We start from the raw sequence: 12,885 nt of genomic DNA on the forward strand, positions 1-12,885 counted from the left end.
CTGTTAAAACAAATCGGCTTCAATCTGTTCAAAAGGGATAAAATATTCCCCAGGGAGCAAAATCGGTTGACCGGAAAATAATAGGCAACTACGATAATTGCTAGGATTGATGGCAACTCCCAACGGCCGCCGCATTCGTTGGGCGTGGACTTCTACATAGGCATGATATATCTGTTTAGCTACCCTAATTAAGTCGGCATTAAGCTCATGGGATGGGGTTTGAGGGTTAGCCAGAAATTCAGTTTGGAGTTGTAAGGCTTGTACCATAGTAGACCCTCAATTACAAATTTTAGAGGCAAAAAACGGTGTTAATTTAATATTAGGTTGAGTTAATTCCTAAATTGTCAATTTCAAATTAAAGTTTTATGATAAACGATAAACCAACTTTACTGGCGCTAGATTTTGATGGGGTTCTTTGTGACGGACTTCTGGAATATTTTCAAACCGCATGGCGAACCTATTGTCAACTTTGGTCGGTTCCGACCAGCGTTTCGCCGGAAGCATTGGCTCTTTTATTTTATCGAACTCGCCCGGTGATTGAAATTGGTTGGGAAATGCCTGTTTTAATTCGGGCTTTGGTTTTGGGAATTTCTGAAAGTGAAATTTTACAGAATTGGTCGGGAATTGCTCACAATATCGTAACGGAAGAACAATTACAGGCGGAAATAATTGGCCCCCATTTGGATAGGGTTCGGGATGAATGGATTGATACGGATTTATCTGGGTGGTTGGGATTACATCGGTTTTATCCAGGTGTGATTGAACGAATTAAACCTTTAATTGAAGATGGTTTTCCTGTTTATATTATTACCACGAAAGAGGAAAGATTTGTGCGATCGCTCCTCCAAGAACAAGGAGTTACTATTCCAGAGAATCAACTTTTTGGCAAAGGCTATAAACGCCCTAAATATGAAATTTTACGGGAATTATTAGCAAGTATTAAACCGACTCCGAATATTTGGTTTATTGAAGATCGCTTACAAACGTTATTATCGGTGCAACAACAACTGGATTTAAACAAGGTGCAATTATTCTTAGCAAATTGGGGTTATAATCTTCAAAAAGAACGGGATTTAGCTTCGGAATCTTCAGCTATTCATTTATTATCTTTGCCTCAATTTAGCCAGAACTTTTCTGAATGGTTGACTGTTGAATAGCTTCATCAAGAAATGATATCAAAAATTCAAAGTTCAACCCTATCTCCCAATGTTGAACTCTGAATTTTTGTTAAGTACCTAAACAAAATTAATTACACATCCTCCACCCTGTTCCCTCCCCCCCTAGCCCCCCGTGCACGGGGGGTTTGGGGGGGCTGTTCCGGTGTTCCCTCTCTCAACTAGGTAATTTATTTTGTGTAACTACTTAATTCCCAGACAGCATTGATGGATTTAAAGGTTGGAGTTGGGTTCCTGGGAAGTAAAAGTTTAAAATTTGTTCGCTTGACCATCCTAATTTAGCCAGATGATAAGATCCTGTCTGACTCATTCCTACTCCATGTCCGAAACCACCTCCAACAAAAACATAACCTTTAAGGGTTTTATTGGGATTGTAAACCGGATCAATATAAAATAAAGTGCTAATCGGGGGTAAAAATGCACTTTGAATTTCATCTTTAGCAATTTCTAACATCCCTTGATCTGTCGTTACTATCATTTTCAATACTCGGCCAGTTGGCGATCTCTTTACAATCTCAACCTTTTGAACTGTCTTCAAATTAGCTTGAGGCAAATTGCGCCGTTTTAAGTAAGATCGCAATTGTTCTGCAATCGCTTCTAAGGTAGCTTCTCCTCGCCAACGAAAATCAAGTTCTCCGGTTTCATTAAATCCGGTTTTCAGATTGATAAACTTTCTAAAATTAGGTTCAGAAGCTAAATTTTGTTGAGATAAATCCCAAATTTTATTCGGAGCGTCAATTACTCCTTGTAAATAGGGCCGGGGTTCTCCATTCCAAATATCATTATAATTTGCCGTGACTCCCCCACTGCTGGAAAAATACACCGCCTCCGTCAAGTTATTATTATGGGTTAAAGCTAAACCTTTAGTCACCTCAATAGCTTGATCTGTAGTCGAATAAACTTCCGTTAGTCCTCGATAAACTTGACAGTCAGTATTAGCACAAAGATGATAATTGTCCGCTTCAAACCGTTGCAGGTTTCGCAAGGCGTAGGTTCGCGCTAGAACCGCCTGGGCTTCGATGGAGGCTGCCGGGGGCCAAGCACCAATTTCATGTGGCACGACGCCCCGCAAATAGGTCTCTAATGGCACATTATTAACGAGGGTATAAGTCCCGTAGGCATCGGGTTGCAATCGCAAACTTCCCCCATAAACCAAAGGTTCGGGATCATTGGGTTTTTGACTAACTTGAATCACATTCTGGGGACTGGTGATCTGCAATTCATTGCGGTTGTAGCGATATCCGGCCGCCGTCCAATAGGGGGTACGTTTTTGGGTGAGAACTTGGGTTTTCAGGCGCGGCAGTTTATGGCCTTGGGCTTGTAAACTATCAATTAACCACCGCCGCAATAGGGGGGTATTGTAAACGCTGCGTTTGGCCCAAACTTGCCAGCGATCGGGTTGGGCCAGTTCCACTTCTAAACCGAGCGATCGCCATTTTTGAGCGTCTTCTTCAGCATTTTCATAGCTGCGGTGGGTACTTAAAACCACTCTTTCTTCGACTTCCGGTTCCGGGAGGGGTTCAAATCCCATTTTCAGGAGCACACTCTCAGTCTGGAGTTGTTTGTTCCCTTGGGGCGTCTGAAATTGCAGGGTTAAGTAATCTCCCGGTTGGGCTTTGAGAATAAGTTGATCGGTGGGTTTTTGCCCAAAGTGTTGAACCACCCCTATTTTGAGGGGGATGTTCATGTCTTTGGGTTCCCGTTCTTGGGCGACGGTTAGCTTGGGAGAAAAAACGAGTAAAGAAAAGAAAATTAAGCTGGAAACGGTAAATTTTGCTGACTGAGTGCTTGTCCGAGATAAAAGTTTTGAAGTTCTCATTGATGTTGGGAAAATTAAAACAATCTGGTATTGAGTCTTGAGTCGTTCAAGTTGATGTCTATGTTACTGGTATTTTTATCCTTAGTTCCAAGTTAAGTATTAAGGTGTGGGTATGGTAAAATAACTATAGAAGATGGATTCAAAACCTAAAAAATTATGTCAACTCAATTTCAGTCTAGCATTTTTCTTCCTGAAAGATTCGATATTCTCGAACGACGTACTAAAAAAGATAATCTCAAGAATATTGTTGTTGCCGTTCAAGACTCATTGAATTATATCAATGATATTTATAGTGACATGGAATCTGCTGGTAGAGGTGCTTTTCTTGTATTTCGTGGTGAATCTGGTTCAGGAAAGTCTACATTTCTACATACCCTCTATTTATTCAAAGAAGGAGTAGTAACAGAATCAATTGATCAGAATGAGTCAGTTTCCGATAGACTTAAAAAATTAAGTTCAACACAGGAAAATCTGCGAGTTTTAGTGATCGAAGGTAGAGAAGCTTTAACAGATTTTTCTGAAGAATTGCTGGAAAAAGATTTGCACACAATCAATAGTTTTATGCGTTCATATCAGGGCGAGAAAACGTTGATCGTTTGGCCCTGTAATTCAGACGAGCTTGAACACAGATTAATTACCCTAGCAAAGCGTATAGGAGGAGAATCTTTACTTGGAATTAGCCAAAAAGGTTATCAATTTAGTGGGCCACCAAAGTCTAATTATTTATCAATTGCAAATCGAACAATCGAAACTTTGAACGAAGGGGCTTCCTTAACAGATTTAGGTCTTTCAGAGAAACAAGCTACTGAATTAATACCTCAAGCAAATACTATTGGTGCCTATATAAGTTTGCTACGTCAAGAACTACGCAACAATCAAAATACTGTAACATCTTTACTAGATAAAGAACAATGTCATGTATGGACTGTTGTTATTGCAGGCAACGATCCTAAGAAAGATATTGAAGCATTAACAAGAGGTTCTTCGTTTACCGCTGATACCAGCCATTTGATGAGTTCAACAGAAGCAAACATTGTTGAAAAAATAAAAAAAGATCCTGAGAAGGTAGGTCTATTGGGAACTGTTTTAGATGCGAAGATATTACACTTACCTGTTCTGACAGCATTGGCAATCACTAAACAATATGCTAACCCAGAACTACGTTCAGCTATGAGAAATAATAATATGTCTATTAATCTTGACCATAAAATGTTGGAACGTTTAAATAATAGTCAATTGGTGCATGCGTTAAAATCTGCGGGGCGACAAATCGGTCGTCCAGGTAAATCTATCGGCACAAACAGCGTAAACTCTTTTGAAAAACTAGCTTCAATTGCAAGACAACAAGATGGCTTACTGAATAGAACTATTGGTGAAGCTCTTCAGAAGAGTGGTTTGATTGATTCTTATCAAACAGAAAATGAGTTTATTGGTAATGGTTTAACTTTCAAAAGCGACATAACTTGTCAGACTAATCAAGGTTCAATCAGATTAGAAATTATGTGGCGTAAAAAGACTAGCCAAGCTGAGATAGCTAATTATGTATTAACAAAACTTTATAATTATGGTTGCGCTATTGGTTTTCTTCAACCAGACAAATCTTAAAAGGGCTATTGAGGTGGCATAGGAAACTTCAAACTCAATCATGTCAATCTTGACAAGACAATGTAATTGCATTACCTTAGAAATACAGTTTAATCCATCGGTTTAGAGGTCGCTATGACTGTAAAACCCGCCCCATGCTCAGAATCTACTCTCACAGATCGTTATCAGACTACAATTCCTGAGCCGATTCGCAAAGCTCTGGGCTTGAATAAACGTGATAAAATTTGCTACACCCTCCAGTCTGACGGTCAAGTCGTCATTTCTCGTACTGACACAACAGAAAATGATCCAATACTTGGAGAATTTCTGAATTTTCTAGCACAAGATATTAAAAACAATCCTCAGCACTTAGAAACACTTAGCTCTGATTTAGTCAACCGTGTTCAGTCGTTGGTTTCTGATGTTGATCTGGATCTGGATGCACCACTTTTGGATGAGGATGAGTAAGTGTGTTTGTCAATCAACCGCTTGTCATTAATGGGTGGAATCTATTTGCTCATCCTCTATTTCTTAACCAGTTTGAAGAACTTCTGACCCAGGTTGAACAGTTGCGCCAGAAGTCTCCTCAAGACTACAAAAAGAAAAATGCTACAAAGCGTCTAGCTGCGATCGCAAAGTTAGCATTTGATACTATTCCTCAAGATCCAACCCGTAGCGAGTATCGTCAAGGGAGTACCCTTGGAGATGATTACAAACACTGGTTTAGAGCAAAATTTTTTCAACAATATCGGTTGTTCTTTCGATATCATCAAGAAAGCAAAATAATTGTCTACGCTTGGGTTAACGATGAAAACTCTAAACGAGCTTACGATAGTAATACAGACGCTTATCGAGTTTTTAAGAAAATGCTTGACAGTGGCTATCCTCCTGATAATTGGGGTGATTTACTCAAAGAGGCAACTAGCGAAACGAATCGTTTGGAGAAAGCAGCTAACATAGAGATTTAGTAAGGTGGAAATATAAAGGCAAATATGGATTAAAAATCTGATGCTGAACCTCTTTAGAAATATTAATGCCATTATCAGCGATCGCAATTTCCAACCAATGGTTTAAAGCGGTGGTAGCTCTCAGAAAGAAATTGATTTCTTTTGGAAAATTATTCATTGCTAACCCTGATTTACCTGAACGTTTGGCAACAGATGCTGCTTTTAATACTCCTGATTTTGCAACGTTTTACGGCAAAGGAGATCAGAATTTAGAGAAAGGTTACACCGATTATCTATTTTTAACGGCGAGTTAGCAAGGGGAATTATAAGACCAATTCTGTTAAAATCCGGTTATCCTTGACCCTTCAAGAGCAAAGACACCGGATTAAATCAATATTCAGGAATTAACGATTAATTACTAGGGGTTTGTTGCTGCCATCCCATCCATCGAGGATAACCATTTTCATCCCGTAATTGTAAGGTTTGATTTCCTTTTTTAATCTCTCCGACAATTAAATTGGGTTGTCCTCCCCAGTCAATTCGTGTTCCCGTAACTTCTACGGTATCATTGGGTTGAATTTGAAAGTTTTGTTGTTCTAAATACCACACAGGGCCAATATGAAGTCCTAGGGTTTCTGTATTTGTTTTAATCTGTAAATACATACCGTGAGGCATTTGATTTCCTCGATTTCCCGGTTGTATTTCTAATATTGTTCCTTGAACTGTTTCTACATGACTCGGATCATACATCATCCGAGAATATTGCCCTTTTCCTCTTGGAGAATTTCCCCGCCAACCCTGACCCATCATGGGATGATTTTGCCCCATGAGTTCGTGACAGGGGGGATCAAAATCATTGTCATTGGTAGGGGTTGGTTGGGGAGAATTTGAGTTAGGTTTTGCCAACAAAGGCGGGGAATAATTAAGGGAAATAAAAGCAATCCCTGTAGCAATTACAGCACCTTTAACTAGAGTTTTAGATAAATTAATCTTCATGGTTCAGTCCTCCTGGTGAATTAACCAGTTTTGCTGATAGATATATGATAAAGTATCCTGCAAGTGGAGAGTCTAGTTAAGTTGATAAAACTTTATAAAAAATAGCAAATCTTCATTAAATTAAGAATAGATTAGTTTGTTCTTTTACCTTGAGAATAGGGCAGAAAAATTGTATAGCAATCCTAAATGATTTGTGATAAAAATCTGTAGGGGGTTTTGTCTCTAAACCCTCTTTGCGCCTGGGTTTGGAGATCAAACCCCTACGATAAAATATTACAACCTATTTAATCATCCACTCCAGCATCTAACCCCATAATTTTATCGGCTTCGGTATCTTTTGCTGTTAAAATTAGAATAGGAATCAAACTGCCTTGGTGTCGTAGCTTTTGGCAGAGTTCAATTCTCGATAAGCCTGGTAATAACCAATCAAAAATAACCAAAGTGTACTGTGTCCATTGATTTTCCAAATAATCCCAAGATTCTATACCATCCCGAACCCAATCTACAATATAGGCTTTTTGGGTTAATATTCGTTTAATGGCTTCCCCTAAATCTGGTTCATTTTCCACCAACAAAATTCTCATGGTTTAAAATCCCTAAAAGGATATAAAATTTTTTCCAGTATAACCTACAAAAATATTGCTATGATTCGCCGACGTTCAACTCCTTGGATTCATCAAAAATCGAGATTTATCATTGCTAGTGTAGCTGCTTTTGGTGCAGTAATTGCCGCCTATTTAACCTTTGTTAAACTGACAGGAGGAAGTGCGGCTTGTCCGACAACAGGTTGCGATCAAGTTCTGGAAAGTCCCTATGCCATTGTTTTTGGTTTACCCCTGCCTTTGTTTGGGTTAGTGGCTTATATTATCATGGCAGGGATGGCAGTTTCCCCTTGGTTAATTAATACAGAAACTCAAAAAAGTTTAAGAACCAAAACAGAAGATTGGACATGGATATTGATGTTTGCTCAAGCATCTGCCATGATGATTTTCAGCTTTTATCTGATGTATATAATGGCATTTGTCATTAAAGCCTTGTGTATTTATTGTACTGCTTCTGCCATTTGTTCTATCAGTTTATTCCTTTTAGTTTTATTAGGTAAAGATTGGGAAGATCGAGGTCAACTATTTTTTATTGCGGTAGTAGTAGCAATGATCACATTAATTGGAACCTTAGCGGTATATGCTCCAATTAATAGCCCTCGCGCTGAAGAAAGTCAGTTTAACATTACCACAATATCCGACCCGGCGAATATTGAACTGGCTGAATATTTAACCCAGTCTGGGGCAAAAATGTATGGGGCTTTTTGGTGTGGTCACTGTCATGATCAAAAGCAATTATTTGGTCAACAAGCAGTAGATAAAATGCCTTATATTGAGTGTGACAAAGAAGGTAAAAATCCTCAACTTGATTTGTGTAAAGCCAAGAATATTGAAAGTTATCCCACCTGGGAAATTAAGGGTAAAATGTATACAGGAATTCAGAGTTTAGAAAAGTTATCAGAGGTTTCAGGATATAAAGGATCTCGGGCTTTTGGGACTCGTTAATATCAATTAAAATCTACAAACTTCGTTGTTGCACTTTAGTGCTAATTCCTATGGGGATGCGCTAAAGCGCAACAACGGAATCTAATTGGGTTAGAATTTATGCAGTTTTTACCAAATTTCAACAGATCTCGTCGCAATTTCATACAATTGAGTGCTTTAGTTGCTGCTTCTTTTCCCCTTTGGTCAAGTTGTCAAAATAACTCTCAAGCTATTTCAGAAAATGTTATTATATTGGTGCGGGAATTGCGGGAATTGCAGCGGCGAAAACCTTGAAATCTCAAGGATTTCAAGTTACTATTTTAGAAGCCCGCGATCGCATTGGGGGTAGAATTTATACAGATAAAACATTAGGTTTTCCCGTCGATTTAGGCGCGTCATGGATTCATGGAATTCAAAATAATCCGATTGGAAAACTAGCCCATGACTTTAATATTGCTATTAAACAAACCAATTATTATCATGTAGATTTATATACGAATAATCAAAATAAAATTCAAGATTCTGAATTAGAACAAGCTGAATCTCTGTATGAAAAAATTATAGCCCGGGCTAAATCTTGGAGTGAAAATCAAGAACAAGATGTCTCAGTTTATCAAGCTGTTAACCGCTTTTTTAAACTCGATAACTTATCACCCCGTCAAGCTAAATTAGTCAATTGGTTATTAACTTCAGAAATTTTAATTGAGACAGGAGCAGACTTAGAAAAACTTTCAATTTGGGAATTGGATGAAGATGAAGCTTTTGGCGGAGAGGATTATCTTTTTCCTAATGGTTATGAGCAAATTATTCAAAACTTAGCCCAAGGACTAGAGATTAAACTTCAACATCCCGTTACTGAAATTCAATATAATAATCAACAAGTTACTGTAAAAACTCCTCAAGGTAATTTTCAGGGAAGTGCGGTATTAATCACCGTACCATTAGGCGTATTAAAAGCCAATAAAGTTAACTTTATCCCAGAATTACCCCAGGATAAAAAAACGGCAATTCAGAAATTAAACATGGGAGTTTTAAATAAAGTTGTAGTTAAATTCCCTAAAGTTTTTTGGGAAAAAAATTATGAATTTCTAGGATATTTGCCTAAAAGTAGCCCCAACTTTACAGTATTTCTGAATTTTAATTATTATAACTCATCTCCGATGTTAATGGCTTTAACCGGAGGGAGTTTTGCCCGCAGTTTAGAAACCATGACTCAACAACAATTAACCGATAAAATCATGGCAATTTTGCGAGAAATGTATGGTAATTCTATTCCTAACCCCCAAGAAATATTAGTCACTCGTTGGAGTTCTGACCCCTATACATTGGGTTCCTATTCCTATATTCCACAGGGAACAACGGCAAAAGAACGAGATAGTTTAGCCTCTCCAGTTAATAATATGCTATTTTTCGCTGGAGAAGCCACCTCTCGTCAATACCCAGCAACCGTTCATGGAGCCTATTTATCAGGATTAAGAGAAGCACAACGAATTCAAAAAATTTTTATGAATTGATATTTCTAAACCCGCCAAGACTTTTTCAAAATCAATTATTCTTAATCTCCTTCTATTTCTGGTTCTTTCACCTGAATTGAGATTTTAAACCCTAAAATATTAAGTAATTCAACAAAAGTATAAATTTCTGTACAACCGCTTACTGTTAAGCAGTCATAAATTTTTTCTTGCTTTTTAATCAGTTCTTCGGATAAAAGATGCTGACTAGAAAAAGCTCTCATGATATCTTCAATTGTGGCGAGTAGTAGTTTTGGTTCAGGATTTTCTTCTTCTAAAACAACTTCTAAATAAACTGCTGCTTCTTGAGGATCTTTGAGAGATTCTATAAAAGCATCTTTCCAGCTATCACTAATGGGAGTTTTAACGTCTTGCATAGTAGTTTCTCCAGTATTCTTTGGCTTTTTCAATATCTTGTTGTTGAGTGCTTTTATCTCCACCACATAAAAGGAGTATTAGGGTTAACCCAACTTGTCCAAAATAGATCCGATAACCAGGGCCATAATTGATTTTAAATTCATAAACGCCCTCACCTAATGAACGATAGTCTCCCCAATTTCCTAAATGAATTCGTCTTAACTTAGTTTGAATTTTCAATCTAGCTTTTCGATCCCGCAGAGAGTCTAACCATTCTGCAAACGGAACTTTACCTTCTGGTGTAACATAACGTTGAATTTCCCTAGGTTGACTTTCCATAATGATCATTATAGCGATCGCTCATCCCCAATTTTATCAAAACAATCCATTTTTGAGGCAAATTTTGGGATAGTTAACAATAGGGATGGGTTATATTAGGATAATGATCAAAAATTTAAGCTCGATGACTATTACTGAATTTATTAATAAAATAGTCCAAGGAGACTGTATCGAAGTGATGAAAAACTTCGAGAATGACTGTATTGATATGGTGTTAACTTCTCCCCCCTATGATAACCTCAGAAAATACAGAGGTTTTGTATTTCCCTTTGAAGATATTGCTAGAGAATTATACCGTGTGATTAAACCAGGTGGGGTTATGGTTTGGGTGGTTGCTGATGCCACCATTGACGGAAGTGAAACTGGAACTAGCTTTAAACAGGCGATATTTTTTAAAGAAATTGGTTTTAATCTTCATGATACGATGATTTTTAAAAAAAGAAATCCCATCCCTCAAATTTATCGACGGAGATATAGTAATGAATTTGAATATATGTTTGTTTTAAGTAAAGGTCAGGTTGCTACCCATAACGCCTTAATGATAGACTGTTTACACGCCGGATTAGAACTGAATGGCACAACCTATAAAAATTATTCAAAAGATCATCAAAAACGTTCAAAAATGGCAAAACCTGTAAAGAATCAAAAAATTAAAGGGAATATTTGGGAATATGTTGTAGGAAAAAATCTCGAAGATCAAGAAGCAAAAAATCACCCTGCACCCTTTCCCTGTGAATTAGCGAGGGATCATATTTATTCTTGGTCAAATGCTGGGGATTTGATTCTTGATCCGATGTGTGGAAGTGGGACAACTTGCAAAGTTGCTCAACAAATGGGGAGAAATTTTATCGGAATTGATATTAGTCCAGAATATTGTGAAATTGCGAGGAATCGGATTGAAAAAGTGGATGGATTCCAGTTGCAACTGCCCCTAGATACCAGCGCACTTAATCAGGATTCTATTCCCCCATCACCTCAACTATCTTAATATCTAATTCGCGGATCGATACAGGCATTCAACACATCAATTAGAATACTAGCAGCAACAACAATAGCCGCGAAAAAGACAACAATTCCCTGCACCGTTGGATAATCTCGGAAACTAATGGCTTCATATAAACGATTAGCTAATCCCGGCCAAGAAAAGGTAACTTCCGTTAAAATTGCCCCCCCTAATAACGCTGCAAAAGTTAAACCTAAAACCGTAATTACCGGAATCATCGCATTTTTTAAAGCGTGGGCTAAAACAATTCTTAATTCGGGAATTCCTCTGGCCCTAGCCGCTTCTACATAATCGGCTTTTAAAGTTTGTTTGAGGTTAACTCGCACAATGCGTTCAAAAATACCACTTAACAATAAACCCAAAGTTAAAGAAGGTAAACAGAGGTAATAAAGTGCGACTCCCAACTGCATTAAGTTTCCCGTAAATAAACTATCCAAGGTATACAAACCACTCCAACCTTCAGGAGTAGGAATTGTCACCGGAAATCGAGTTCCCAGGGGAAACCAACCCAACTGCACCGCAAAAATTAATTGCAACAACATCCCCGCCCAAAAAGGAGGAATTGCATAGGTAATAATTCCGAATAAACGGCCCCCCGTGTCCAAAATCGTATCGGGATGGGACGCGGCTACGGCCCCAACGGTAATTCCCACCGCCAAAGCCACCATCATGCTAAATAAAGCCAGTTCAACCGTTGCGGGAAAGTGATTTTGAATAATTTGCCAAACCGTTTCCCCGCGACTGGTGAGGGATGTGCCTAAATCCAGATGTAGGAGTTTTCCCATATACTCAAAATATTGTTGCAATATGGAACCTTTTAACCCCAATTGCGATCGCAAAGCCTCCTTTGCGGCTTCTGGCGCCCTGGGGCCAAGAATCGCATCCACCGGATCACCCGGCGTGGCGCGTAACAGCAAAAAAACCACGGTGGTAATTGTCCACAGCATTAAGGGGGCTAACAGTAAACGACTAAAAACGTAATATTGTAAAGCTTTAGAACGAGACATAATCGACTAAAAATCACTTTAGACTTATATTAAAGCCTCTGGATCAATAAACTTACAATTCACCCCAAATAAAAAATAATTACCCTGTTAAAAGGACGCGATCGCACTTTCTTCATCAAAGCCCCCCTTTTTTAAGGGGGGTTGGGGGCAGGGCTGTTTCAAAGTCAGGTGAAAAAGAGTAAAGAAAGAGCGATCGCCACCTGATAAAATGGAGAGCGATCACCATTTTTTTCTAAAATAAAGATGCTAACAAGTTTAATAGAAAATTTAAAAGAAGTCAAGGATTTCCGAAAAAATCAGGGAAAAAGGTATAGTTTATGGGAAGTGCTATTAGTAGTAGTTTTAGGGGTGATGTCAGGGCATCAAGGATATCGAGAGATGGAATATTTTGTCAAAGCCAACGAAGTTATCCTGAAAAGAACATTCAATATCTATAGCCAAGGAATGCCATCTTATTCAACAATAAGGAGGGTGATGAGAGGAGTAGACGAGAAGGATTTAAGCAAAATAGTAAAAGAATGGTCAAGAGAGAATTCTCCTAAATTAAAGGGAATATAGCAGTCCTAAATCATTATCAAGAGCATGATATAATGATATACACTACTTGATTATGACAATAAA

16 protein-coding genes and 1 pseudogene are annotated in these 12,885 nt (G+C 38.2%); 10 read left to right on the top strand and 7 right to left on the bottom strand.

The window, feature by feature from the left end:
• Window positions 1–3: 3 nt before the first annotated feature.
• Window positions 4–267, bottom strand: coding sequence for a hypothetical protein (locus tag NMG86_RS14640; RefSeq protein ID WP_026786339.1), 264 nt, complete (start codon window positions 265–267; stop codon window positions 4–6).
• Window positions 268–365: 98 nt separating this feature from the next.
• On the opposite strand from NMG86_RS14640, the gene NMG86_RS14645 reads away from it, so the two are divergent.
• Window positions 366–1,157 carry an HAD family hydrolase gene (locus tag NMG86_RS14645; RefSeq protein ID WP_026786338.1) on the top strand — a complete coding sequence of 264 codons (792 nt, stop codon included), beginning with the start codon at window positions 366–368 and terminating at the stop codon, window positions 1,155–1,157.
• Window positions 1,158–1,362: 205 nt separating this feature from the next.
• Here the strand turns inward: NMG86_RS14645 and NMG86_RS14650 are convergent, their stop codons facing one another.
• Window positions 1,363–2,994, bottom strand: a complete 1,632-nt coding sequence (locus NMG86_RS14650) for a SpoIID/LytB domain-containing protein (RefSeq protein WP_026797942.1) — start codon at window positions 2,992–2,994, stop codon at window positions 1,363–1,365.
• 156 nt (window positions 2,995–3,150) lie between these two features.
• On the opposite strand from NMG86_RS14650, the gene NMG86_RS14655 reads away from it, so the two are divergent.
• From NMG86_RS14655 to NMG86_RS14670, 4 genes are all read left to right on the top strand, one after another.
• Window positions 3,151–4,599: a hypothetical protein gene (locus tag NMG86_RS14655; protein WP_052338736.1), complete on the top strand. Its 1,449-nt coding sequence runs from the start codon at window positions 3,151–3,153 to the stop codon at window positions 4,597–4,599.
• Between the two features lie 114 nt (window positions 4,600–4,713).
• Window positions 4,714–5,046, top strand: coding sequence for a type II toxin-antitoxin system PrlF family antitoxin (locus NMG86_RS14660; RefSeq protein WP_026786336.1), 333 nt, complete (start codon window positions 4,714–4,716; stop codon window positions 5,044–5,046).
• 2 nt (window positions 5,047–5,048) lie between these two features.
• On the top strand, window positions 5,049–5,546 hold the full coding sequence (locus NMG86_RS14665; RefSeq protein WP_026786335.1) for a type II toxin-antitoxin system YhaV family toxin: 498 nt from the start codon (window positions 5,049–5,051) through the stop codon (window positions 5,544–5,546).
• Window positions 5,547–5,611: 65 nt separating this feature from the next.
• Complete coding sequence (locus NMG86_RS14670; protein WP_026786334.1) at window positions 5,612–5,839, top strand: hypothetical protein; 228 nt, start codon at window positions 5,612–5,614, stop codon at window positions 5,837–5,839.
• 97 nt (window positions 5,840–5,936) lie between these two features.
• Here NMG86_RS14670 and NMG86_RS14675 read toward each other — a convergent pair whose 3' ends face one another.
• On the bottom strand, window positions 5,937–6,521 hold the full coding sequence (locus NMG86_RS14675; RefSeq protein ID WP_026786333.1) for a MamS/MamX family magnetosome protein: 585 nt from the start codon (window positions 6,519–6,521) through the stop codon (window positions 5,937–5,939).
• Between the two features lie 284 nt (window positions 6,522–6,805).
• Complete coding sequence (locus NMG86_RS14680; RefSeq protein WP_043939172.1) at window positions 6,806–7,105, bottom strand: response regulator; 300 nt, start codon at window positions 7,103–7,105, stop codon at window positions 6,806–6,808.
• Window positions 7,106–7,165: 60 nt separating this feature from the next.
• Here NMG86_RS14680 and NMG86_RS14685 point away from each other — a divergent pair, with 60 nt between their 5' ends.
• The 3 genes from NMG86_RS14685 (at window position 7,166) to NMG86_RS14695 (ending at window position 9,561) form a co-directional block, all read left to right on the top strand.
• Window positions 7,166–8,068 carry a vitamin K epoxide reductase family protein gene (locus NMG86_RS14685; protein WP_026797943.1) on the top strand — a complete coding sequence of 301 codons (903 nt, stop codon included), beginning with the start codon at window positions 7,166–7,168 and terminating at the stop codon, window positions 8,066–8,068.
• A 99-nt stretch (window positions 8,069–8,167) separates the two neighbouring features.
• Entirely contained in the window at window positions 8,168–8,341 is a 174-nt protein-coding gene (locus tag NMG86_RS14690) for a hypothetical protein (protein ID WP_158442160.1), read from the top strand.
• Entirely contained in the window at window positions 8,338–9,561 is a 1,224-nt protein-coding gene (locus tag NMG86_RS14695) for an FAD-dependent oxidoreductase (RefSeq protein WP_199918651.1), read from the top strand. The genes NMG86_RS14690 and NMG86_RS14695 overlap by 4 nt, the downstream gene beginning before the upstream one ends.
• Window positions 9,562–9,602: 41 nt before the next feature.
• Here the strand turns inward: NMG86_RS14695 and NMG86_RS14700 are convergent, their stop codons facing one another.
• Both NMG86_RS14700 and NMG86_RS14705 read right to left on the bottom strand, forming a co-directional pair.
• Window positions 9,603–9,935 (bottom strand): helix-turn-helix domain-containing transcriptional regulator, encoded by a 333-nt coding sequence (locus NMG86_RS14700; protein WP_026797945.1) that lies wholly within the window; start codon window positions 9,933–9,935, stop codon window positions 9,603–9,605.
• Window positions 9,922–10,254: a type II toxin-antitoxin system RelE/ParE family toxin gene (locus NMG86_RS14705; protein WP_026786327.1), complete on the bottom strand. Its 333-nt coding sequence runs from the start codon at window positions 10,252–10,254 to the stop codon at window positions 9,922–9,924. The genes NMG86_RS14700 and NMG86_RS14705 overlap by 14 nt, the downstream gene beginning before the upstream one ends.
• 124 nt (window positions 10,255–10,378) lie before the next feature.
• Here NMG86_RS14705 and NMG86_RS14710 point away from each other — a divergent pair, with 124 nt between their 5' ends.
• Window positions 10,379–11,242, top strand: coding sequence for a DNA-methyltransferase (locus NMG86_RS14710; protein WP_052338737.1), 864 nt, complete (start codon window positions 10,379–10,381; stop codon window positions 11,240–11,242).
• Here the strand turns inward: NMG86_RS14710 and NMG86_RS14715 are convergent.
• Window positions 11,239–12,264 carry an ABC transporter permease gene (locus tag NMG86_RS14715; RefSeq protein ID WP_026797946.1) on the bottom strand — a complete coding sequence of 342 codons (1,026 nt, stop codon included), beginning with the start codon at window positions 12,262–12,264 and terminating at the stop codon, window positions 11,239–11,241. The two genes, NMG86_RS14710 and NMG86_RS14715, sit on opposite strands and share 4 nt — an antisense overlap.
• A gap of 243 nt (window positions 12,265–12,507) precedes the next feature.
• On the opposite strand from NMG86_RS14715, the pseudogene NMG86_RS14720 reads away from it, so the two are divergent.
• Window positions 12,508–12,819, top strand: a pseudogene (locus NMG86_RS14720) (transposase family protein); the annotation flags it as partial.
• Window positions 12,820–12,885 lie beyond the last annotated feature (66 nt).

The organism is Planktothrix rubescens CCAP 1459/22 (assembly GCA_904830895.1).
Classification (GTDB): domain Bacteria; phylum Cyanobacteriota; class Cyanobacteriia; order Cyanobacteriales; family Microcoleaceae; genus Planktothrix; species Planktothrix agardhii.